General features: G+C 70.2%; 18 protein-coding genes. 7 read left to right on the plus strand and 11 right to left on the minus strand.

The annotated features are described in order from the left end of the window. Positions 1-69: 69 nt before the first annotated feature. Entirely contained in the window at positions 70-3,732 is a 3,663-nt protein-coding gene (locus tag ACWF9G_RS05960; RefSeq protein WP_452513970.1) for an AfsR/SARP family transcriptional regulator, read from the plus strand. Positions 3,733-3,762: 30 nt separating this feature from the next. On the opposite strand, the gene ACWF9G_RS05965 is transcribed toward ACWF9G_RS05960, so the two are convergent. The 5 genes from ACWF9G_RS05965 to ACWF9G_RS05985 form a co-directional block, all read right to left on the minus strand. Next, the gene (locus ACWF9G_RS05965; RefSeq protein WP_452513972.1) at positions 3,763-4,587 is read right to left on the minus strand and encodes an ABC transporter permease; all 825 of its coding nucleotides are present in this window, start codon (positions 4,585-4,587) and stop codon (positions 3,763-3,765) included. Further along, positions 4,584-5,570 (minus strand): ATP-binding cassette domain-containing protein, encoded by a 987-nt coding sequence (locus ACWF9G_RS05970; RefSeq protein ID WP_452513974.1) that lies wholly within the window; start codon positions 5,568-5,570, stop codon positions 4,584-4,586. The genes ACWF9G_RS05965 and ACWF9G_RS05970 overlap by 4 nt, the downstream gene beginning before the upstream one ends. A 66-nt stretch (positions 5,571-5,636) precedes the next feature. Next, the gene (gene menE / locus ACWF9G_RS05975; protein WP_452514025.1) at positions 5,637-6,770 is read right to left on the minus strand and encodes an o-succinylbenzoate--CoA ligase; all 1,134 of its coding nucleotides are present in this window, start codon (positions 6,768-6,770) and stop codon (positions 5,637-5,639) included. Positions 6,771-7,049: 279 nt separating this feature from the next. Then, on the minus strand, positions 7,050-7,442 hold the full coding sequence (locus tag ACWF9G_RS05980) for a VOC family protein (RefSeq protein ID WP_378849927.1): 393 nt from the start codon (positions 7,440-7,442) through the stop codon (positions 7,050-7,052). A gap of 16 nt (positions 7,443-7,458) precedes the next feature. Continuing rightward, positions 7,459-8,352 (minus strand): 1,4-dihydroxy-2-naphthoyl-CoA synthase, encoded by an 894-nt coding sequence (locus tag ACWF9G_RS05985; RefSeq protein WP_316576188.1) that lies wholly within the window; start codon positions 8,350-8,352, stop codon positions 7,459-7,461. Between the two features lie 141 nt (positions 8,353-8,493). Between ACWF9G_RS05985 and ACWF9G_RS05990 the strand changes: the two genes are divergently transcribed. From ACWF9G_RS05990 to menD, 3 genes are all read left to right on the plus strand, one after another. Beyond that, complete coding sequence (locus ACWF9G_RS05990; RefSeq protein WP_379308952.1) at positions 8,494-8,940, plus strand: DUF6918 family protein; 447 nt, start codon at positions 8,494-8,496, stop codon at positions 8,938-8,940. Between the two features lie 389 nt (positions 8,941-9,329). Beyond that, positions 9,330-9,608, plus strand: coding sequence for a hypothetical protein (locus ACWF9G_RS05995; RefSeq protein ID WP_379309060.1), 279 nt, complete (start codon positions 9,330-9,332; stop codon positions 9,606-9,608). Between the two features lie 225 nt (positions 9,609-9,833). Further along, positions 9,834-11,465: a 2-succinyl-5-enolpyruvyl-6-hydroxy-3-cyclohexene-1-carboxylic-acid synthase gene (gene menD / locus ACWF9G_RS06000; protein ID WP_452513977.1), complete on the plus strand. Its 1,632-nt coding sequence runs from the start codon at positions 9,834-9,836 to the stop codon at positions 11,463-11,465. Positions 11,466-11,536: 71 nt separating this feature from the next. On the opposite strand, the gene ACWF9G_RS06005 is transcribed toward menD, so the two are convergent. Then, a complete protein-coding gene (locus ACWF9G_RS06005; RefSeq protein ID WP_379309058.1) occupies positions 11,537-11,782 on the minus strand; it encodes a hypothetical protein in 246 nt (81 codons plus the stop codon). A 158-nt stretch (positions 11,783-11,940) separates the two neighbouring features. On the opposite strand from ACWF9G_RS06005, the gene ACWF9G_RS06010 reads away from it, so the two are divergent. Next, entirely contained in the window at positions 11,941-12,540 is a 600-nt protein-coding gene (locus ACWF9G_RS06010; protein WP_452513979.1) for a TIGR03086 family metal-binding protein, read from the plus strand. Between the two features lie 70 nt (positions 12,541-12,610). Here the strand turns inward: ACWF9G_RS06010 and ACWF9G_RS06015 are convergent, their stop codons facing one another. Next, positions 12,611-13,222: a TetR/AcrR family transcriptional regulator gene (locus tag ACWF9G_RS06015; protein ID WP_452513981.1), complete on the minus strand. Its 612-nt coding sequence runs from the start codon at positions 13,220-13,222 to the stop codon at positions 12,611-12,613. Between the two features lie 82 nt (positions 13,223-13,304). Here ACWF9G_RS06015 and ACWF9G_RS06020 point away from each other — a divergent pair, with 82 nt between their 5' ends. Next, positions 13,305-14,348 carry an aldo/keto reductase gene (locus ACWF9G_RS06020; protein WP_379309055.1) on the plus strand — a complete coding sequence of 348 codons (1,044 nt, stop codon included), beginning with the start codon at positions 13,305-13,307 and terminating at the stop codon, positions 14,346-14,348. 1 nt (position 14,349) lies between these two features. Here the strand turns inward: ACWF9G_RS06020 and ACWF9G_RS06025 are convergent, their stop codons facing one another. The 4 genes from ACWF9G_RS06025 to ACWF9G_RS06040 form a co-directional block, all read right to left on the minus strand. Next, the gene (locus ACWF9G_RS06025; protein ID WP_452513984.1) at positions 14,350-18,591 is read right to left on the minus strand and encodes a molybdopterin-dependent oxidoreductase; all 4,242 of its coding nucleotides are present in this window, start codon (positions 18,589-18,591) and stop codon (positions 14,350-14,352) included. A 185-nt stretch (positions 18,592-18,776) separates the two neighbouring features. Next, positions 18,777-19,490, minus strand: a complete 714-nt coding sequence (locus ACWF9G_RS06030; protein ID WP_452513986.1) for a demethylmenaquinone methyltransferase — start codon at positions 19,488-19,490, stop codon at positions 18,777-18,779. A gap of 26 nt (positions 19,491-19,516) precedes the next feature. Continuing rightward, positions 19,517-20,659 carry a glycosyltransferase family 4 protein gene (locus ACWF9G_RS06035; protein WP_452513988.1) on the minus strand — a complete coding sequence of 381 codons (1,143 nt, stop codon included), beginning with the start codon at positions 20,657-20,659 and terminating at the stop codon, positions 19,517-19,519. A 72-nt stretch (positions 20,660-20,731) separates the two neighbouring features. Continuing rightward, positions 20,732-21,172: a DUF3592 domain-containing protein gene (locus ACWF9G_RS06040; protein WP_379309052.1), complete on the minus strand. Its 441-nt coding sequence runs from the start codon at positions 21,170-21,172 to the stop codon at positions 20,732-20,734. A 39-nt stretch (positions 21,173-21,211) separates the two neighbouring features. Between ACWF9G_RS06040 and ACWF9G_RS06045 the strand changes: the two genes are divergently transcribed. Then, positions 21,212-21,709, plus strand: a complete 498-nt coding sequence (locus ACWF9G_RS06045; RefSeq protein WP_452513990.1) for a DUF2505 domain-containing protein — start codon at positions 21,212-21,214, stop codon at positions 21,707-21,709. Position 21,710 lies beyond the last annotated feature (1 nt).

Raw genomic sequence — 21,710 nt, forward strand, 5'->3', positions numbered from 1 at the left:
GCGTCCGTGGTGTCGCGTCCCGCGGGAAACGGGAGCTCGTCGCCGCGCTCGCCTACGATGTCTTGCGGCATGTCTGCACAGCATCTCGGCCCGGACGGGCCACCTCCCACCGTCGCGGTGGCCGCCTCCCCCCTCGTCGTGGGGGTGCTCGGCGTGATCGCGATCCGGCGTGACGGCGCCCTGCTCGCGCTGCCGGGCGCCCGGGCGCGTTTGCTGCTCGCGGCACTCGCCGTGCGACCTGGCCGGGCCCGCAGCGCGCAGTCGCTGGTCGACGAGGTCTGGGGTGATCAGCCGCCGCGCGCCCCGATGAACGCCCTGCACACGCAGGTCTCCCGGCTGCGCGCGGTGCTGCCCGACGGCGCGCTGGAGATCGGCCCCGCCGGCTATCGGCTGACCCTGCCCGCCGACAGCGTCGACCTGACCGCGGTCACCGCCCTGGCCCGCCGAGCGGACGACCTCCTCGCGACCGGGGAGACCACGGCGAGCCTCGCCGCGATCACCGCGGCCCGGGCGATGTGGCGCGGCGAACCGGGCGCCGACCTGCCCGATTCCGGCCCCGCCGACGACCTGCGCGCCGCCGCCGGTCAGCTACATCGCGATCTGGACCGCACCGAACTCGCCGCCCACACCCACCGCGGCGACTTCTCCGCCGCGATCCCACTGGCCGCCGCCGCAGCCGCGGCACACCCTTTGGACGAGTCCGCCCACACCACACTCATCCGCCTGCTCGCCGCCGCGGGCCGCTCCGGCGACGCGCTGGAAACCTTCGCCGCCTACCGACTGCGCCTGATCGAAGAACTCGGCGCCGACCCTGGCCCGACCTTGCTCGCCCTCAACACCGCTGTGCTCCGGGGCGAACCGATCGAACTCCCGGGCGTCCGATCTGCCCCGCATCGTGCGGTCGAGTCGCGCCCCTCTGCGGATCGTTCGGCCGAGGTCCACCCCTCCCCACACGGTGTCGCGGATGCATCGACCACCGATCGGGGCGTTCGCGGTGGCAACGGTCAGGGGCCGGATGCTGTCGACAGTGCGGCGTCCGGTTCCCCCGCGCTCGCGGAGCCGGCACGAGGTCCGCAGGCGAGTGTTGCGGGCCGAGCCCGTAATCCGGCGTCGGGCAGGCCGGATGCCACGACCGACGGCCGGCCCACGCCACCCGCCGCATCGGACAGCGTCGGTGATCCGTTCGATCGGCCGAATGGGCAACAGCACAACCGCCCGTCCACCGCGGTCGGTCTCCGCGCCGCGCCCAACGAATTGCTCGGTCGCGCCGCCGATCTCGACGCGATCGCCGAGCTCGTGCACCGCTCGCGGGTGACCACCGTGCTCGGCCCCGGCGGCACCGGCAAGACCAGGGTGGCCAACGCGGTCGGTGAACGGCTCACCGGCACGCTGCCGGTGGTGCTGGTCGAGCTGGCGCCGGTGCAGGCCGAAGCGGCGGGGTCGAAGACGCGCGTCGAGATCGAGGCGGCGATCGGGCACGTGATGGGGCTTGGCGAGGTGATGCGCGAGCCGGGTGGACTGCGTCTGGCCCGGCAGGTCGACGCGCGCAGACGGTTACGCGAGGCGCTCGACGCACGCCCGATGCTGCTGATCCTGGACAACTGCGAGCACGTGATCGAGTCGGCCGCCGAGCTGGTCGCCGATCTGGTCGGCAGCTGCGGCCAGCTGACCGTGCTCACCACCAGCCGGTCGCCGTTGGCGATCACCGCCGAATCGGTCTATCCGCTGGCGCCGCTGGCTGTCGACGCGGCGGGCTCGCCCGCGACGGACCTGTTCGCGGCGCGTGCGCGCGCGGTGCGGCCCGACGCGCGACTCGACCCCGACATCGTGGCCCGGCTGTGCCGCACCCTCGACGGCTTGCCGTTGGCGATCGAACTGGCCGCGGCGCGGGTCCGCACGATGAGCGTCGCCGAGATCGAGTCCAGGCTCGAACATCGGTTCGCGTTGCTGCGCAGCGGCGATCGCGCCGCGCCGCAGCGGCATCGGACGCTGCACGCGGTGATCGCCTGGAGCTGGAATCTGCTCGATCCCGACCAGCAGGTCGTGCTGCGCAGACTGTCGCGGTTCCCGGCCGGATTCACCCTGGCCGCGGCGGAAGTCGTCGCGGCGGGAGACGACGTCGCCGCGGCGATCGACGGCCTGGTCGGCCAGTCGCTGCTCACCGTCCTCGACGACCCCGACGGCACCGGCATCCGCTACCGCATGCTCGAGACGGTGCGCGAGTTCGGCGCCGAACAGCTCGCGGCCGTCGACGCCGCGACAGGGGACGCCGAGACCGCGCTGGTACGTGACCGGATGGCCAGGTGGGCACGGGAATTCGCGACCGATGCCGTCCGCGATTATCGCGCGGGCCACCAGGTGCCGATGGTGCTGGCGGTGACCGCCGAGCTCGACAATCTGGTCGCGATCCTGCGCACGGCCACCGCGCACGGCGACGCGAACACCGTGTACACGGTGTTCCCGGTGACCGCGACGGTGTGGGTGATGCGCGGCGCGCACCTGGAGTTCATCGGCTGGGCGGTGCTCGTGGTCGCGATCGCGCCCCCGGCGCCGGTGTCGAGCGAGGACGTCGACCTCCAGATGGTCACGCACATGCTGACCTGCCTGCACCTGATGTTCCACAGCGGCGGCGACATGCGACCGGTCGCGCTGGCCCGGCTGCGGGCCCGGCGGCTGCTCGCCCACCCCGGCCTCGACCCAGCTCTGCGTCTGCTCGGCAGGCTGATCACCGCGCGGCCCGACGGCTTCCGCATCGGCCGGTTGTTCGCCGACGGCGTCCGCTCGGCGGACCCGACCGAGCGGGTCGCAGCCCTGGTCGGCCGTGCCAACTTCTGGGAGAACGCGGGCAACGTGCCAGGCTCGGTCCGCGACTCGCTACGCGCGCTGGCCGATCTGGAGACCGGGGACGTCTGGGGTACATCGATGGTGTACCAGCACCTCGCCCAGCTGTCCGGCCAGTCCGCCCGCTACGACGAGGCGGTGACGTACTACCGCAGGGCGCTGGAGCAGATGCACCGCTTGCGCGTCCACGACGAGATCCTGGAGAGCCGGTGCTTCCTGGTCGCCGTCCTGCTCGGCAGCGGCCGCCGCGAAGAGGCGCGGGCGGAACTGGCGTTGGTCCTGCGTTCCGACGCTGCGGGGGTGGGCCAGGTCGACGACCCCACCGTCCGCCGCAATCACCGGCTCTCGACCGTCGCGGCCGCGGTGGCCGAACTGGAACTGGCCGACGGCGACGTCGATGCCGGGCTCCGGCATTACCACCGGGCGCTCGATCTGCTCGGCTGGCCCGAGTTCGAACTCAGTCCCGGCCCCGGCGCGATGATGGTGTCGGCCGCCGCGGTCGGCGCCCACGTGCTGCACGGGAGAGCCGACGCCGCCGCCGAACTGGTCGCCCAGATCGTCGCGACGACCGAGCAACGCTCGTCGCAGTACCTCGACCTGCCGCAGATCGGCGCGGTCGCCTGCGCTGTCGGTTCCTACCTGCTGGCGACCGATCCCGGTCGGCCGGAAGGGCTCGAACTGCTCACCCTCGCGGCCTCGTCCGTGGCCAGACAGGACTCGCCGTCGATGGAGCTGGCCCGCCACCTCGCGATGCACCGGGGCGTGGTGGGCGATGTCGCCGCGGCGCAAGCTGCGCACCGTGCCGCGGGTGTGCGCCGGCTCGCCGCCGCCACCCGCATCGTCGAGATCGTCAGCCAGCTGGACGGACACGGCAACGGCACCCGACCCTGACGGATCGGATGCCGTTGCGGTAGCGCGGGTTCAGGCCCGGCGCATGTAGGCGCGCACGGTGAGCGGCGCGAAGACCGCGACCACCACGAGCGAACCGATCAGCGACCACACCAGGTCGCTGCTGTAGACATTGGCGTTCATCAGGTCACGGCAGGTATTGACCATGTAGTACACCGGATTGGCGTGGTTGATCGCCTGCATCCAGCCCGGCATGGTGCTCACCGGGGCGAAGGCGCCGGACATGAACGTCAGCGGGAACATCACCATCATCGAGACGCCCTGCACAGAGGCTGCGCTCTTGCCGGTGACGCCGACCAGCGCCCACACCCAGCTGATCGCGAACGAGCAGACCACGACCACCAGGCAGGCCGCGATGACGCCGGCGAAACCGCCGCCGGGGCGGTAGCCGAGGCACAGTCCGACGATGATCGTCAGCGTGGAGGCGATGCCGTAGCGCACCATGTCGGCCAGCAGCGCGCCGGCCAGGGCCGAAACCCGGGCGATGGGCAGGGATTTGAAGCGGTCGAACACGCCCTTGTCCATGTCCTCGCGTAGCTGGGTGCCGGTGACCACCGAGGTGAGCACGACGGTCTGCACGAGGATGCCGGGGATGAGCACGGGCAGGTAGCTGTCGACGCTGCCCGAGATCGCGCCGCCGAAGATGTAGGTGAACAGCGCGGTGAACAGGATCGGCTGCACCGTCACGTCGAAGAGCTGCTCGGGATTGTGCTTGATCTTGAGCAGGCCGCGATAGGCCATGGTGAACGAGGTGGAGATCGTCTCGCGCAGCCCCACCCGATCGCTGACCTGGGCCATATCGTCGGTGGGCGCGGGAGCGGTGAGGACTGCGGTCATGCCGCGCTCCGTTCGGTGTCGTCGGATTCGTCGGCCGGGTGACCGGTGATGGTGAGGAAGACCTCGTCGAGGGTCGGCTTGGAGACGGTGATCTCCTCGACGCCGATCTCCCAGTCGCGCAGGCGGATCAGCAGGTCGGCGGTGAGGTTGGGGTCGGGCAGCGGCGCGGTGAGCTTGCCCGCCTCCGGGCTGATCTGGGCGGTGACGCCGAGGAAGTCGCCGACGATGCGGCGGGCCTCGTCGAGTTGCTCGCGATCGAGCAGCGTCAGGTGCACCGAGGAGCCGCCGATGGAGGCCTTGAGCTCGTCGGCGGTGCCGTCGGCGATCACCCGGCCGTGGTCGATCACCGCGATCCGGTCGGCCAGCTGGTCGGCCTCGTCGAGGTACTGGGTGGTGAGCAGCACGGTCGCGCCCTCGGCGACCAGCCTGCGGATGGTGTCCCACATCTGGGCGCGGGTGCGCGGGTCGAGGCCGGTGGTCGGTTCGTCGAGGAACAGCAGTGGCGGGGTGGAGATGAGGCTGGCCGCGAGGTCGAGGCGCCTGCGCATGCCGCCGGAGAAGTTCTTGAGCGGCTTGTTCGCCGCCTCGGTGAGGTCGAACTCTTCCAGCAGTTCGACGGCCCTGCGGCGGGCGCCGGGCCTGCTCAGCCCGAGCAGCCGCGCGAAGATGATCAGGTTCTCGGTGGCGGAGAGCATCTCGTCGACCGAGGCGTACTGTCCGGTGACGCCGATCAGCGAGCGCACCGCGTTGGGCCGCTCGACGACGTCGTGGCCGAAGATCCGCGCGCTACCCCCGTCGGGACGCAGCAGGGTCGCGAGCATCTTGATGGTCGTCGTCTTGCCCGCGCCGTTCGGTCCGAGCACCCCGTAGACCGAGCCGCGCGGCACCGCCAGGCTCACCCCGTCCACGGCGCGCTGATTGCCGAACACCTTGACCAGACCGTCCGCCTCGACGGCGAGCGCTGAAGTGGGTGTGTATGTCATGTGACCTACGGTGCCCGGCCCGCCTTGCACGGCCCTTGCGTCGCGATGGCGTGAGCCACGCAAGCGTCAGTGTGTGGTGTTGGCCAGCAGGTGTTCGCGCAGGGCGGCGCGGTCGGGCTTGCCCGGTCCACGCAGCGGGATCTCGGTCAGCACGGCCAGCTCACGCGGCGCCGCGATCGAATCGAGCTCGGCGACGACGTGGGCGCGGATCTCGTCCAGCGTCGGCGCGGCACCGGGTGCGGGCACGATCGCGACCGCGACCCGCTGACCGAGCCGCTCGTCGGGCAGGCCGAGCACGACGCACTCCCTGATCCCGGGGTGATTGGCCAGCACGGCCTCCACCACCTGCGGAATCACCAGCAGACCGCCGGTCATGATCGCCTCGTCGAGGCGGCCGGTGATCGAGAGCACGCCGTCCTCATACGTGCCGGCGTCCTCGGTACGGAACCAGCCGGGTTCGGCGAAAGCGGGGTGGTCGGGCAGGTTGCGGTAGCCGCGGGCGATCATCGCGCCGCCGAGCAGCACCCGGCCGTCCTCGATCCGCACCTCGGTGCCGTCGAGCGGCACACCCTCGTAGACGCACCCGCCGCAAGTCTCGCTCATCCCGTAGGTACGGACGACGGTGATGCCCGCGTCGAGCGCGCGTTCGTAGACGGGCAACGGCGTCGCCGCCCCGCCGACGAGCACGCCGTCGAGCTCGGCCAGCGCCTTGGCCGCCACCGGCGAATCCAGCGACTTGATCAGCTGCGTCGGCACCAGCGCGGTGTAGCGGCGCGGCCCGCGCATCGCGGCGACCGCGCCGGCCAGTGCCTCGGGCAGGAACCCGCCCGACACGTCGAGCACGGTCGGCTCGGTGCCGGCCAGGATGCTGCGCAGCAGTACCTGGATGCCCGCGATGTGGTGGGTCGGCAGCGCCAGCAGCCAGCTGCCGGGTCCGCCGAGCCGGTCGTGGGTGGCATTGCCGCTGGCCCGCAGGGCTTCGGCGCCGAGCAGCGCGCCCTTGGGGATGCCGGTGGTGCCGGAGGTGGTCACCACCAGTGCGACGTCGTCGTCGATCGGATCGCCCGGCTTCAGCGCGTCGGAGAGCCTGCGCGCCTCGCGGCGATCGGTGGTCGGAATCGGTAGCCACGCCGGGCCGTTGCCGTCGAGCGCCTGACGCAGATGGGGAAGCACTTCGCCGACACCGGAACCGGTCGGCATCTGCAGCGTCCGCAGGGTTCTGCTCACGCCACCACCTCCCGATACAGCTTGTTGCGCTCCCTCACGGCTTCGATCGTGTCATGCGACCGACAAGACCCGGCCAACGGGTCGGTTTGCCGGGAAACGGTTCGCCAAAAGGCAGGCATAGCGACTGCGATTCAGTAGATGGACGACAACTCGCACTGCGGTCCGGACGACGGCGGTCGGGCGCTTGCTCGCAGCTATCGTGCGCGGCCGGACCCGGATCGGCAACTCGGGTCCGCCGCGACAGCCACTCGCTCACTCCGCCGACCAGCGCGGATCCCGCCGGATCGGGTGTTCGGCGGGAACCTGTACCAGCACGATCGCCACACCGTCCGGGTCACGCACCCACATCTCCCACAGTCCCCATGGTTCGAGCACCGGCGCGCGCTCGATCGCAATTCCCTTCAGCGCCAACTCCGCCGCCGCGTCGGCCACATCGCGCACCTGCAGCCAGATCGCGCCGTCGAAGCGGCCCGGCTCCCCGCTGCCGCCGTGTCCGGCGACCTCGAGCAGTCCCTGCCCCGCGTAGAACACCGTGCCGCCCGGGTACTCCCGCGCGATCGCCAGCCCGAGGCCGTCCCGGTAAAACGCCAGCGTGGTGGCATAGTCGCTGGGCCGCACGATGATCCGGCTGTTGAGAATTTCCATGGACCTGCCCGTCTACTCAGAAGTACCAGGGGTAGGGAGCCCAGTCGGGCTTGCGCTTCTCCAGGAACGCGTCGCGGCCCTCGACCGCTTCATCGGTCATGTACGCCATCCTGGTCGCCTCGCCCGCGAAGAGCTGCTGGCCGACCAGGCCGTCGTCGAGCAGGTTGAACGCGTACTTCAGCATCCGTTGGGCCTGCGGCGATTTGCCGTTGATGTCGGCGGTCCACTCCAGCGCGACGTTCTCCAGCTCGTCGTGGTCGACGACCTTGTTCACCGCGCCCATCTGGTGCATCTCCTCGGCCGTGTACGGCCTGCCGAGGAAGAAGATCTCGCGGGCGAACTTCTGCCCGACCATCTTCGCCAGATACGCGCTGCCGTAACCGCCGTCGAACGAGCCGACGTCGGCGTCGGTCTGCTTGAACCGCGCGTGCTCGCGCGAGGCCAGCGTCAGATCGCAGACCACGTGCAGGCTGTGCCCGCCACCCGCCGCCCAGCCGTTGACCAGCGCGATGACGACCTTGGGCATGAACCGGATCAGCCGCTGCACCTCGAGGATGTGCAGCCTGCCCGCGCGCGCGGTGTCGACGGTGTCGGCGGTCTCGCCGTCGGCGTACTGGTAGCCGTTGCGGCCGCGAATGCGCTGGTCACCGCCGGAGCAGAAGGCCCAGCCGCCGTCCTTGGGGCTCGGTCCGTTGCCGGTGAGCAGCACCGCGCCGACATCCGGCGACATCCGCGCGTGATCGAGCGCGCGGTAGAGCTCGTCGACGGTGTGCGGGCGGAACGCGTTGCGCACCTCCGGCCGGTCGAACGCCACCCGCACCGTGCCCTGCTCGATATGTCGGTGGTAGGTGATGTCGGTCAGGTCCTCGAACCCGGGGACGGGCCGCCACAGCTTCGGATCGAAAGTCACGACCACGATTATTGCCCTATCGCCCGGCGGACCGGTACGAGGTCGTAACACCGCAGCTCGAGCCGTCATCGCGTGTTTCGCGCACCCGGTGCGTATAGTTGCGGCTGCTCGTTCAACGAACCGATCCGGAGGAACCTGAAAGTGGTTGCAGCGCTGTCTGAATCCCTGCTCGACGAGACCAAGCGTCCGGCTTTCCTTGCCGACGCCGTCGAGGTTCTCGACGCCGAGGTCTCGGACAAAGGTGGTGCGTCCGGCCTGGCGGTGAAGGGTGGCTACGCGGCGGTCAAGAAGATCAGCCCGACCATCGTTCCCGACGCGCTGGCCTCGCTGGCGCCGAAGCTGCTCGACCAGCTCCAGCCGTACTGGGCCGAATTCGCCGCCTCGGGTGCCGGCACCTTCGCCGACCTGCTGACCGCGAAGTCCGACGAGGTCGCCGAGTCGCTGCTGGCCGTGACCGACGCCCGCGCCGAGTCGTCGAGCCGTCCCGCCCTGCAGAAGGTGTACTCCTCCATGCGTGGGTCGGCCAAGAAGCACGTCGTCGAGGCTCTGCCGCGCGTGGGCGACCTGGTGCAGAAGCACGCGGGCTGAGTCCCATGGCGGGGTAGCCCCCGCGAGTTTGTCTCGTGAGGCCGGTGCGGTTCGGTGTTTACCCGAACCGCACCGGCCTTTCGCGTGCCCGTGTGACCACACTCACGTAACGGGGGTGTGGTGAGTGCGCGGCCACATCGATCCCCGGTCGCGGGTAAATTCCGCGCTGCAGAGTGTGAGCCACGGCACTCCGTACGTGAACGGCAGGGAAAGGGCGAGTGGCCGTCGATTCCCCGCCTTCCGCGTATGCAGCGAACGACTGGCTATCACAGCCCTGTATCGATTACCTTTCCAATCGAGCGGATTCGGAAATAGAAATTCCCGAAATACTCCTTCCGCTCGGTACTGACGTAAAAGACTGCATTGCGCAGGTCGAAAGGAAGTCGATCATGATCTCTCGCAAGACTCTCGCCGCCGCCGGTGTCACCGCTGCCGCCGCTGTCATGTTCTTCGGCCCGGCCGTCGCCAGCGCCGACACGGGCTCGGCCACCGGATCTGCCGAGCTCGCCGGTGTGGCCACCGGCTCGGCCGGCGTGCTCAGCGGTTCGGCCGCCGGTTCGAGCGTGCTCGAGTCGGGCAGCGGCGCGATCGACAGCGGCACCTCCGCGGTGGTCAACATCATCGAGGCGATCACCGGTATCCAGGAACTCACCGCGCCTGCCGCGTGATCTGATCGAGATAACGACCTGCTCCTCTTCGAGATGGTCTTGAAATCTGGCGACGGGCGTGAAAACCCGTCGCCAGATTCATTTCTGAATTGTTGATCTAGTTATCGGGCAGAACCGCCTGTGATGGCTCCGGCGGCGTTGACGACAGTGCGCAAATCGGCGCGGTGACGTAGCCAACGCGGGCCGGGGGCAGACGGGTGTGCCCCCGTCTGACACTCTGGGATTGTGAATCCGTCAACTGCGCAGGCACGAGTGGTCGTCGACGAGCTCGTGCGCGGCGGCGTCCGCGAGGTGGTGCTGTGCCCCGGATCGCGTAATGCCCCACTGGCCTTCGCGCTGCAGGCGGCGGACGCGGCCGGGCGGCTACGGCTGCACATGCGCATCGATGAGCGCACCGCGGGCTTCCTCGCGGTCGGGCTCGCGGTGTCGTCCGGGCGCCCGGTGCCGGTCGTGATGACCTCGGGTACCGCGGTGGCCAACCTCGGGCCCGCGGTGCTGGAAGCCAACTACGCGCGGGTGCCGTTGATCGTCGTCAGCGCGAACCGGCCCTACGAGATGCTCGGTACCGGCGCCAATCAGACGGTCGAGCAGCTCGGCCTGTTCGGCAGCCAGGTCCGCGCCACCATCAGTCTCGGGCTCGCCGAAGCCGAGGCGGGCGAGTCGGCGTATCCGCGCCAGAACAGCGTGTGGCGCTCCTCGGTGTGCCGGGTGCTGGCCGCGGCGCGCGGAACCCGTTCCGGCAACGCCGGTCCGGTGCAGTTCGACATCCCGCTGCGCGAGCCGCTGGTCCCCGAGCTGTCCGACGATCCGCTGCCCGCGGGCCGTGCCGACGAACGGCCATGGACCGCGACCCAGTACGCCACCCTCGACGTGCCGCTCGACATCGACCTCACGCCCGACACCGTCGTCATCTCCGGGCACGGCGCGCGGTTGCTGCCCGAACTCGCCGAGCTGCCGACGGTGGCCGAGCCGACGGCGCCGATGCACGGTCCCGCCCTGCACCCGCTCGCACTGTCGCTGCTGAAGCCGACGCAGGCGATCATCACCGGCCGCCCGACCCTGCACCGCCAGGTCTCGCGGGTCCTCGCCGATCCGAATGTCACCGTCTTCGCGCTGACCACCGGACCGCGCTGGCCCGATGTCTCCGGCAATGTCGTCGGCACCGGCACCCGCGCGGTGACCACCGGCGCACCGCGTCAGGAGTGGCTGGCGCGCTGCGCGGAGCTGAACCGGCAGGCGCAATCGGTGGTGCGCGACGAACTGTCGGCGCACCCGAAGGCGACCGGCCTGCATGTGGCCGCCGTCGTCATGGACTCGCTGCGCGACGGTGACCAGCTGCTGCTCGGCGCGTCGAACCCGGTTCGCGACGCGGCGCTGGTCTCGCATCCGCGGCCAGGTGTGCGGGTGCTGTCCAACCGTGGTGTCGCCGGGATCGACGGCACCGTCTCCGGCGCGGTCGGTGCCGCGCTGGCCCACCAGGGCCGCACCGTCGCGCTGATGGGCGACCTGACCTTCCTGCACGACGCGTCGGGCCTGCTGATCGGGCGCGGCGAACCGCGCCCGGACAACCTCACGATCGTCGTCGCCAATGACGACGGCGGTGGCATCTTCGAACTGCTCGAACAGGGCGACCCGCAGTACGCGGGCGTCTTCGAGCGGGTCTTCGGCACACCGCACGGAATGGATCTGGCCGCCCTGTGCGCCGCCTACCGGATCCCGCACCGCCAGGTCGACCCCGACGAGCTGGGTGTGGAGCTGGTCGGCGACGCGCACGGACTACGCGTACTCGAGGTCGCGACCGAGCGTTCCAGCCTGCGCGAACTGCACGCGACCGTCCGGGCGAAGATCGCGGGCTGAGGCGTACCTCCGCATTCGCTCCGGCCGTGCGCGGGTCGGTCGACGGCTTCGCCGACAGCGCCCATCAGGGTCTACGGCTCCTCGCCCTCGACGAACTCGTCGTCGAACGGGACGGGGATGGTCTGCTCGATCACGTCGGCGGGGTTCGCGGTGAAGGCATCGCGGTCGACATTGGCCGCCATCTGGTCGGAGTAGTCGGCGGCATCGGAGAAGGCGGGGTCGTCGGGGTCGCCGGCGGTGAAGGCCGTCTGTTCCTGTTCGATCCGATCGGCCTCGGGGACCTCGTCCAGCGGCCGGGCGGTTTCGTGGTCGATCATCGGTGCTCCTCGGTCGTCGCCTCGCACGTATGTCGCTGATCGTTGCGCCATCCAGCGTGCGCCGATTCGGGCCGCTCGGCAACCCGCGCGGCGATGAGTTTCGGGTGCTCGGTCCGTCTGTACAGGTATAGGCAGTCCGTCCTCGCTCAGGAGCGCACATGGAACCGCAGTTCGACTTCGCCCTCGCCGCCCGCACACTCGCCACCGTCGTCGCCGGCATCGCCGACGACCAGCTCACCGCGCCGACGCCGTGCGTCGACACCACCGTGGGGACGCTGCTCTCCCACGTCGTCGGGCTGACCGAGGCGTTCCGGCAGGCCGCGACCAAGGAGTCCGACGGCCGGTCGGCACCGCCCAGCCTCGACGACCCGCTGCCCGCAGGCTGGCGCGCCCTGATCCCCGCTCAGCTCGACGCGCTGACCGCCGCGTGGCGTGCGCCCGTGGCCTGGGACGGTGACGCCGAGGCCGGTGGCGTCGTGCTGCCCGCCGCGGTGATGGCGATGGTCGCCCTCGACGAGGTCACCATCCACGCCTGGGATCTGGCGGTCGCCACCGGGCAGTCCGTGACGGTCGACCCCGGCTATCTGCCGATCCTGCACGAATTCCTGCGCGACACCGACCCGTCCGGCACGCCCGGTCTGTTCGGCCCGGTGATCGCCGTTCCCGACGACGCGCCCGCGTTCGATCGCCTGCTCGGCCTCACCGGTCGCGACCCGGGGTGGCGGGCGACCGTGAGTGCAGCGGACCGCCAGGTTTGATCCGGTCGCACCACGGTCGACCTCGCCGAATACCAGCGCGTGCTGGGCGAATTCGTCTCGAAGCAGGCACTCAGCGGACGAAGGCACCGCCGATCGTGGCGAGGGCGGCTGCCTTGGCCGACTGGTCGGCGGCGGCCGCGTCGATGGGGTCGCCGCTGGCGAGCAGCCGGTAGTACAGCGGCGCGGAGACCGCGGACAGGACCGCCCGAGCGTCGGTGCCTGCGGGCGCTTCGCCGCGCGCGACGGCGGCGTCGACGCAGGGCGCCCATTCGGTGAGCCGGGTGTCGTAGAAGGTGTGCAGCGCCGCGGCGGTGCCCTCGTCGCAGGTGGCCGCGGCGATGACGGCGCGGAACAGATTGCCCTGCCGTCGGTCGGCGAGGGTCTTGGCGACCAGCCGGGCATTGGCGGTGAGGTCGTCGAGCAGGGTGCCGGTTTCGGTGCGGGGCAGCGACTGCTCGGCCATGTCGACCAGCAGGTCGGCGACCAGCCCCGCCGGGGTGCGCCAGCGGCGATAGATCGTGGTCTTGCCGACCCCGGCCGTCGCGGCGACCTCGGCCAGATCGAGGTGGGCGAAGCCGCGGTCGGCGAGCAGATCACCGGCGACCTGCAGGACGGACTCGCGGACCCGGGCAGTGCGCCCACCTGGGCGAACAGACCCAGGCCAGGCGACATCGTGATTCATAACGGAACTCCTGTTTCATTTAGCGCGCATCGGGTGTACTGTCCGAGGTGTTAACGGAACTATAGACCCTTTAGGAGTTCTCATGGAGTACCGGCGGCTCGGCGCATCGGGTCTGCTCGTTCCCGCGCTCGGTTTCGGCGCGGGCACCTTCGGCGGACGTGGCGCCCTGTTCAGCGCCTGGGGCGATACCGATGCGGCGCAGGCCAGGCGCCTGGTCGACATCAGCCTCGAGGCCGGTGTCACCCTGTTCGACACGGCCGACGTCTATTCCGACGGCGCCTCGGAGGAGGTACTCGGCGCGGCGATCAAGGGCAGGCGCGAGCAGGTGCTGCTGTCGACCAAGTCGGCCCTGCCCACCGGCCCCGGCCCGCACGAGGCCGGTGCGAGCCGGGCCAGGCTGATCCGTGCCGTCGACGCCTCCCTGCGCCGCCTCGGCACCGACTACCTCGACCTGTTCCAGCTACACGCCTTCGACGCGGGCACCCCGCTGGCGGAAACCCTCACAGCCCTGGACGATCTCGTGCGCGCAGGCAAGATCCGCTACCTCGGTGTGTCCAACTACGCCGGGTGGGAATTGATGAAGGCACTGGCCACCGCCGAGGAGCTCGGCCTGGAAAAGCCCGTCGCGCACCAGGTCTACTACTCCCTCGTCGGCCGCGACTACGAATGGGAACTGATGCCGCTCGGCGCGGACCAGGGCGTCGGCGCGGTCGTCTGGAGCCCGCTGGGCTGGGGCAGGCTCACCGGCAAAGTGCGTCGCGGCCAGCCACTTCCGGCGGGCAGCAGGCTGCACGAGACCGCGCAGGCCGGCCCGCCCGTCGACGACGAACACCTCTACGACGTCGTCGATGTCCTCGATCGCATCGCCGCCGACACCGGTCGCAGCGTCCCGCAGATCGCCCTCAACTGGCTGCTCACCAGGCCGACCGTCGCCACCGTCCTGATCGGTGCCCGCAACGAGGAACAGCTGCGCCAGAACCTGGGCGCCGTCGGCTGGCAGCTCGATCCGGAGCACCTGGCCGCCCTCGACGCGGCGAGCTCGACCACACCCCCGTACCCGTACTACCCCTATCACCGGCTGCCCGACTTCACCCGGCTGAATCCGCCTGCCGTGCGGGCGGCGTGAGTCAGTACACGTCGCGGACGTAGCGCTTTTCGGCGACGAGCTGCTTCTTGAAGGCCAGGGCGCCTGCTTCGTCCAGCTTGCCGTGGATCTGGGCGATGCGTAGCAGGGTGTCGTCGACGTCCTTGGCCATGCGAGCCGCGTCGCCGCAGACGTAGAAGTGGCCGCCGTCGCGCAGCCACGACCACAGCTCGGCGCCGTGCTCGATCATCCGGTGCTGCACGTAGATCCGCTCGCGCTGGTCGCGGGAGAAGGCCAGGTCGAGGCGGGTGAGGAAGCCGGAACGGAACATGTCCTCGAGCTCGGAGCGGTAGTAGAAGTTCTGGGCGGCGTGCTGGTCGCCGAAGAACAGCCAGTTGCGTCCGGTCGCGCCGACGGCCCGGCGCTCGTGCAGGAACCCACGGAAAGGAGCGATACCGGTGCCCGGTCCCACCATGATCATCGGGGCGTTCGGGTCCAGCGGCGGGCGGAAATGCGGTGCCCGCTGTAGGAAGATCGGGACCTCGGCGCCCGCCCGGTCGGCGAGGAAGGTCGAGCACACGCCGCCGCGCCGGGCGGAGTCGCCCACCGGATCGCCGTAGCGGACGACACCCACGGTCAGCTGCACTTCGTCGGGGGTGGTCAGCGGGCTCGACGAGATCGAATACTGGCGTGGTTGCAGCTTTTTCAGTGCGCCGAGCCAGTCGACCAGATCGGTGCGCACCGGGAAGTCACGCAGCACGTCCACGGCCTGGCGGTCCCACAGGTAGTTGGCGAGCTCGTTGCGGTTGTCGCGGCGCAGCAGCTTGGCCAGCTGCGGGTGCGGGTTGCGCTCGGCGATGAAGCCGAGCAGATCCTGGCTCACCTTGGTGATGTCGTAGTGCGTGCGCAGTGCCTCGGTGAGGGTGAGCTCGCGGTCGTCCAGCTCGATCACCCGGCGGCCGTCGAGGCCGGTGGCGGTGAGCCATTCCTCGACCAGCTCGGTGCCGTTGGCCGGCAGGACACCCAGCGAATCGCCGACCTCGTAGCTGGCGTCCAGATCGTGCAGATCGAAGCCGAAGCGCCGCACCTCTTTCGACGAGCCGGGCGCGCTGAGCGTCTCATTGCGCATCAGGGTCGCCCGGACCGGCGACTGGCGGGTGAAAGGCGCCGGGGCGGCGCGCTGGACGCGGCTCGGCGCGGCGGTGAGCGGACGGTCGAGGACGATGGCTCCACCGCGACCCGAGGGCATGGACAGGGAGGGACCGGAACCCTGGTGTAACCCAGCACCGTTCGGAACCGGGGTCGCGCCACCTCCGGTCGGGTCCGACGGTCCGGCGTCGCCTGCGGCCGAGCCGCCCAGTGCGGCGAGCACGTCGTCGAGCCACTGCTCGGCGGCATCGGTGAAGTCGGGTTCGCTGTCGACCCGCGGCACCAGCGGCTTGGCGCCGCGCTCGGCGAACAGGCGGTCGAGTTTGCGGCCGTGTCCACAGAAGTCGTCGTAGGAGGAGTCACCGAGGGCGAAGACCGCGTAGCGGACGCCGTTGAGGCGCACGATGCTGTCTTCGAGCCTGGTCCAGAAGTCGGCGCCGTTGTCGGGCGGGCCGCCGTCACCGAAGGTACTGGTGACGATGAGGATGTCGCCGGTGAGTGCCGACAGCTCACAGGAGTCCATGTCGAGCAGCGACGGCAGGAAGCCTGCCGCGGACAGCCGCGCGGCGACGGTGGCGGCGAGTTCCTCGGCGTTGCCGGTCTGGGAGGCCCACAGCACCGTCACCGGGGCGGCGGTCGCGGCATCGGCGCCCGCGACCTCGGTCGCGGCACCGGCGGTGCGCGAGTACATGCCGGCCAGCAGCCCGTCGACCCACAGCCGTGACTGCGCCGACAGCGGCGCGCTCGCGGGCAGCACCGGCTGCCCGGTCACCGGCAGCGATTGCAGTGCGGCGAGGTACCCGCCGAGGTAGATGCGCTCGGTCTCGCTGAGTGTCGGTGAGGTGGCCGCGTCCAGGCCCAGAATCCCGGCCAGGGGGTGGGTGGCAGGTTGCGCCGGCTGCCGGACCGGTTGTGCCGGGGCCTGCTCGGGTGCGGCGGCGGGGCCGACCCGGCGCAGCGCCACCGCGCACGCCTTGAACTCCGGCTGCAGCGAGGCGGGATCCACCGCGTCGTTGGTGACGGCGTTGATCGTCAGATATTCGCCCTGTTCGTCGTTCCAGTGGAAAGGAGCAAAGCAATCACCTGGCCGCACCCGATCACTGATCTGCACCGGCAGCACGGCACGGCCACGGCGCGAGGCGATTTCGAGCTGGTCGCCGGGCTTCAGGTCGAGGCGCCGGGCGTCTTCGGGGTGTACCTCGACGAACGGCGCGCCGTTGAGCTTGGTCAGCTTGGCGACCTTGCCGGTCTTGGTCATCGTGTGCCACTGATGCTGCAGGCGGCCGGTATTGAGCAGGAACGGGTAGTCGTCGTCGGGCAGTTCGGCGGCGGGCAGATGCGGGCGGGCGAAGAACACCGCGCGCCTGCTCGGGGTGGCGAACGCGAGTCGAGGGGTGGTGCCGTCGGCCTCGACATGCAGCGGCTGGTGGGTGCCGTCGTTGACGTAGCGGATCGGGTTGCGCGGGGAATCGCTGTCGCGGCACGGCCACTGCATCGGGCCTTCGCGCAGCCGCTCGTAGCTCATGCCGCTCAGGTCGTAGCCGGTCGCCGGGTTGGTGAACTGCCGCAGTTCGGCGAACACCTCGGCGCTCGAGGCGAAGTCGAAACCGGGGAAACCCATGGCCGTGGCAACCTGCGCGATCAGCAACCAGTCCGGCCGCGCGTCGCCGACCGGATCGACCGACTGCTGCAGCAGGGTGACGTTGCGCTCCGAATTCACCATCACCGCATCGGCTTCGGCCCACAGCGTGGCGGGCAGCAGCAGATCGGCGTAGGCGTTGGTGGCGGTCTCGGTGTAGGCGTCCTGTACCACGACCAGCTCGGCCGCCTCCAGTCCCGCGATCACCGTCTTGCGATTGGCCACGGTGGCGACGGGATTGGTGCAGATGATCCAGGCGGCCTTGATCTCGCCGTCGGCCAGGCCGCGGAACATGTCGATGGTGCCGGGGCCCGCCTCGGTCCGCAGGGTATCCGCGGGCAGGTCCCACGCGGTCTCGACGAAGGTCCGGTCGGCGGGGGAGAGCAGGCTGCGCTGGCCGGGCAGACCAGGTCCCATGTAGCCCATCTCGCGGCCGCCCATGGCATTGGGCTGGCCGGTCAGCGAGAACGGGCCGCTGCCGGGGCGGCAGATCGCGCCGGTCGCCAGGTGCAGGTTCACCAGCGCGTTGGTGTTCCAGGTGCCGTGGGTGGACTGGTTGAGTCCCATCGTCCACAGCGACATCCACTCGCCCGCCTCGGCGATCATCATCGCCGCGGTGCGGATGTCGGCCTCGGCCAGGCCGGTGAGCTCGGCGACCCTGGCGGGCGGGTAGTCGGCGAGGAACTCGGGCATCGCCTCCCAGCCCTCGGTGTGCTCGGCGATGAAGGCGGTGTCGATCGCGCCGTCGGCGACAAGCAGGTGCAGCAGGCCGTTGAGCAGCGCGAGGTCGGTGCCGGGCGCGATCTGCAGGAACAGGTCGGCGCGGGCCGCGGTCTCGGTGCGGCGCGGGTCGACCACGATCAGTTTGGCGCCCGCCTTGAGCCGGTCGGCCATCCGCAGGTAGAGGATCGGGTGGCAGTCGGCCATGTTCGCGCCGGAGACGAAGAACAGGTCGGCGTGCTCGAAGTCGTCGTAGGAGCCGGGCGGACCGTCGGCGCCGAGCGACTGCTTGTAGCCGGTGCCCGCGCTGGCCATGCACAGCCGGGAATTGGCTTCGATGTGCTTGGTCCGCAGGTAGCCCTTGGCCAGCTTGGTCGCCAGGTACTGGGCTTCGAGCGACATCTGCCCGGAGACGTAGAGGGCGATCGCGTCGGGCCCGTGCTCGTCGAGGATCGCGCGCAGCCGCGTGGCGGTCTCGTGGACGGCTTCGTCGACCGGCAGCGGAACGGGAACCTGACCGCGCTCAGGGCGGTGATAGGCGGACTCCATCCGGCCGGGGGCGGCCATCATCTCGGCGTGCGTCGCGCCCTTGGTGCACAGCCTGCCCGCGTTCGCCGGATGCAGCTTGTCGCCGCTGACCTTCGCGATCAACCGCGCGCCCGACTGATCAGTCTTGGTCTGGACGCTTATGCCGCAGCCGACGCCGCAGTACGAGCACTGTGTACGCACAGCGCCCGTGTCGCGGATGTCAGCTTCCCCTGTCATGTCTCCGATCATCCGCACCTGTCGTTGCGCTCGATTTACCGAACGTTATGTCCAGGTGACAATCGACCTCACACGTCAAAATTTTCACTGTGAGGTCGAGACCGGAATATCGGCCCTGATCAGGGCATGTTCCGACAGGGAAGCGCCCGCCGCGCGCTGTCCCGGAGTGACCGGATTCACCCCGGGATCGAGGGGTCTCAGCCCAGTTTGTAGCCGCGATGCAGCGCCACCACACCACCGGTGAGGTCACGCCACTGCACCGAGTCCCAGCCCGCGTCGGCGATGCGCCGGGCCAGCCTGCGCTGGTTCGGCCACGCGCGGATCGACTCGGCGAGGTACACGTACGCGTCGGGGTTGGAGCTGACCGCCCGCGCCACCCGCGGCAGCGCCTTCATCAGGTACTCCATGTAGACGGTGCGGAACGGCCCGAACACCGGGGTGGAGAACTCGCAGACCACCACGCGGCCGCCGGGCTTGGTCACCCGCAGCATCTCGCGCAGCGCCAGATCGATATCGGCGACATTGCGCAGGCCGAAGGAGATGGTCACCGCGTCGAAGGAATTGTCGGCGAACGGCAGCGCCATCGCATCGCCCGCCACCATCGGCACCTGCCGGAACCGGCCCGCGGCGAGCATGCCCTGGGAGAAGTCGGCGGCCACGCACCAGGCGCCCGACTTGCCGAGCTCCACGGTCGAGACCCCGGTGCCCGCCGCCAGGTCGAGCACCCGCTCACCCGGTCGCAGCCCGAGCGCGCGCCGCGTCGCCCACCGCCAGTACCGATCCTGGCCACCGGAGATGACCGTGTTGGTGAGGTCGTAGCGCTTCGCCACACCGTCGAACATCGACGCGACCTCGTGGGGTTGCTTGTCCAGCGAAGCCCGAATCGGTTCCCGCTGCTCTGTTGTCGCCACGAATCGAGCTTATCGGCCGCGTCCTGCTATGCCGAGCGCGGCAAGCGGTCGCGCATGCCGGTGACATCGGCGTAGTGGGTCATCAGCTCGGTGCAGATGGCGGGCCAGGTGCGATGCAGCACCGACTTGCGGGCCGCCGTCGCGAACCGGGCGCGCTGGCTCGGATCACGCAGCGCCGAGACCGCGCTGGGCAGCAGTTCGGCGAACCGGTCGACCGGCAGCAGATAGCCGTTGCGGCAGTGTGCGATCAGATCGCGCGGCCCGCCCGCATCGGGACCGATCACCGGCACACCGGAGGACAGCGCCTCCTGCACACCCTGGCAGAACGTCTCGTGCTCGCCAGGATGCACCATCACGTCCAGGCTCGCGTAATGCGTGGCCAGCTCGCTGCCGCCGAGCTCACCGGTGAACACCGCGTCCGGCATCAGCCGGCTCAGCTGTGCCCGATCCGGCCCGTCGCCCACCACGACCAGCTGGATCGAGGGATCACCGGCCAGCGCGGCGAGTCGTTCGACGTGCTTCTCCGGCGCGAGCCTGCCGACGAAACCGACGACCAGCCGGTCCTGCGAGCCAAGCCAGCTCGCCCGCAATTCGGCGCTGCGCGCGGCCGGGTTGAACCGGTCGATGTCGACCCCACGGCCCCAGCGGTGCACCCGCGGAATGCCGTGGTCGGCCAGGTCCTGCGCGGCCGCCGAGGAGGGCGCCAGCGTGCGCGTCGCGCCTTCGTGGATCCGGCGCGTCCACGCCCAGGCCGCCCGCGCGGCCAGCCCGAGACCGTAGCTCTTGGCGAAGCCGGCCACATCGGTCTGATACACCGCGATCGAGGGCAGATCGAGCCGGGTCGCGGCCGCCAGCCCACCGGCGCCGAGCAGGAACGGCGAGGCCAGATGCACCACGTCCGGATCGAAGGCGGCGATCGCGGCGGTGATCCCCGGCTGCGGCAGGCCGACCGGCAGCGAACTGACCTTGGGCACCATCATCGCCGGCACCCGGTGCACCGGGAAGCGGCCGTGAAAGCGCGGGGCGGGCGGCACACCGCGCAGGGTGTCGGGCGCCACGATCATCGCGTCGTGCCCGTGCTGGTCCAGGTGGTCCAACACCCGCAACACGGAGTTGACGACGCCGTTCATGTTCGGCAGGAAAGACTCCGAGACGATGGCTACGCGCACTCTCTCAGGGTGACCGCCACACCGCGCGGCACACCCACACCGACGTGAAGCAGGGACGAACAGCAGACGAAGTTACGCCGCGCGCTGCTTGCGCCGCACCAGCCACAGCGCAGGCAGCGCCAGCGCCCAGACCACCACGATCACCGACGCCGCCGGAATGATCGCCACCCGCGCATCGCGCCCGGCGACCCGGACCAGATCGGGGTCGCGCACGCTGTACTCCACATTGATCCGCTGACCCGCGGTCAGATTGGTCGGATACAGGATGCCGACCTTCGGATTGTGGGTCACGCTGTCGGGCGTCACGTACATCACCGCCGAACGCAACCGGCCCGCCGAGAGCACCTCGCCCGAGGTGACGCCACGATGATTCTCGATCTCGTAATCGTTGCGCCAGGCCGCGAGGACCAGCAGCACCATCAGCACGCTGATCACCGTCGCGGTACCGAGCACTCCGGTGCTCACCCGTCGCAGGCGCTTCGTCCGCCTCTCCGACTGGCTGGTTTCCGACACGCCGCCACCCTAGTCGGATGCTGCGCTAGCGTGTCGCCCATGTCCCGAAAATTCAGCTTCACCGTGCCCTACACCGTCCCGGTCGAAGAGCTTCACCGGGCACTCGTCGACGATGCGGTCTGGCAGGAGCGCTTCGCCGCCGCCGACACCGCGACCGTCGAACTGTCCCATCCCGAAGGGCCGGGTTCGATTCGCCTGCAAATGACGGAAACCCCCGGTCGGGACAAGGTTCCCGGCCTGGTGCGCAAGGTACTCAAGAGTGATCTGGTGCTCTCACGAACCGACCACTGGCAGCCGCTGGAGGGTGAGGTCGCCAAGGGCAGCTTCACCGGCAACACCGGCGGAATCACCACCGAGATGGAGGGCACCTACGAACTGCGCCCCACCGCCGAGGGCAGCGAGATCGAGGTCGTCGGCACCGTCACCGTGAAGGTGCCGCTCGTCGGCGGCGCGATCGAGCCGCTCGCCGAGCAGCTGCACCAGCGCGTCCTCAACAGCGAACGCAAGTTCTTCGAGGGCTGGTTCGCCAAGAACTGAC

Source organism: Nocardia sp. NPDC055029 (assembly GCF_053608525.1).

What these genes read in the sequence shown, in the direction of transcription:
- ACWF9G_RS05960 (WP_452513970.1), top strand. Translation starts at nt 70, where the DNA reads ATGTCTGCACAGCATCTCGGCCCGGACGGGCCACCTCCCACCGTCGCG.
- ACWF9G_RS05965 (WP_452513972.1), bottom strand. Translation starts at nt 4,587, where the DNA reads ATGACCGCAGTCCTCACCGCTCCCGCGCCCACCGACGATATGGCCCAG.
- ACWF9G_RS05970 (WP_452513974.1), bottom strand. Translation starts at nt 5,570, where the DNA reads ATGACATACACACCCACTTCAGCGCTCGCCGTCGAGGCGGACGGTCTG.
- menE (WP_452514025.1), bottom strand. Translation starts at nt 6,770, where the DNA reads ATGCCGACCGGTTCCGGTGTCGGCGAAGTGCTTCCCCATCTGCGTCAG.
- ACWF9G_RS05980 (WP_378849927.1), bottom strand. Translation starts at nt 7,442, where the DNA reads ATGGAAATTCTCAACAGCCGGATCATCGTGCGGCCCAGCGACTATGCC.
- ACWF9G_RS05995 (WP_379309060.1), top strand. Translation starts at nt 9,330, where the DNA reads ATGATCTCTCGCAAGACTCTCGCCGCCGCCGGTGTCACCGCTGCCGCC.
- ACWF9G_RS06005 (WP_379309058.1), bottom strand. Translation starts at nt 11,782, where the DNA reads ATGATCGACCACGAAACCGCCCGGCCGCTGGACGAGGTCCCCGAGGCC.
- ACWF9G_RS06010 (WP_452513979.1), top strand. Translation starts at nt 11,941, where the DNA reads ATGGAACCGCAGTTCGACTTCGCCCTCGCCGCCCGCACACTCGCCACC.
- ACWF9G_RS06015 (WP_452513981.1), bottom strand. Translation starts at nt 13,222, where the DNA reads ATGAATCACGATGTCGCCTGGCCTGGGTCTGTTCGCCCAGGTGGGCGC.
- ACWF9G_RS06020 (WP_379309055.1), top strand. Translation starts at nt 13,305, where the DNA reads ATGGAGTACCGGCGGCTCGGCGCATCGGGTCTGCTCGTTCCCGCGCTC.
- ACWF9G_RS06025 (WP_452513984.1), bottom strand. Translation starts at nt 18,591, where the DNA reads ATGATCGGAGACATGACAGGGGAAGCTGACATCCGCGACACGGGCGCT.
- ACWF9G_RS06045 (WP_452513990.1), top strand. Translation starts at nt 21,212, where the DNA reads ATGTCCCGAAAATTCAGCTTCACCGTGCCCTACACCGTCCCGGTCGAA.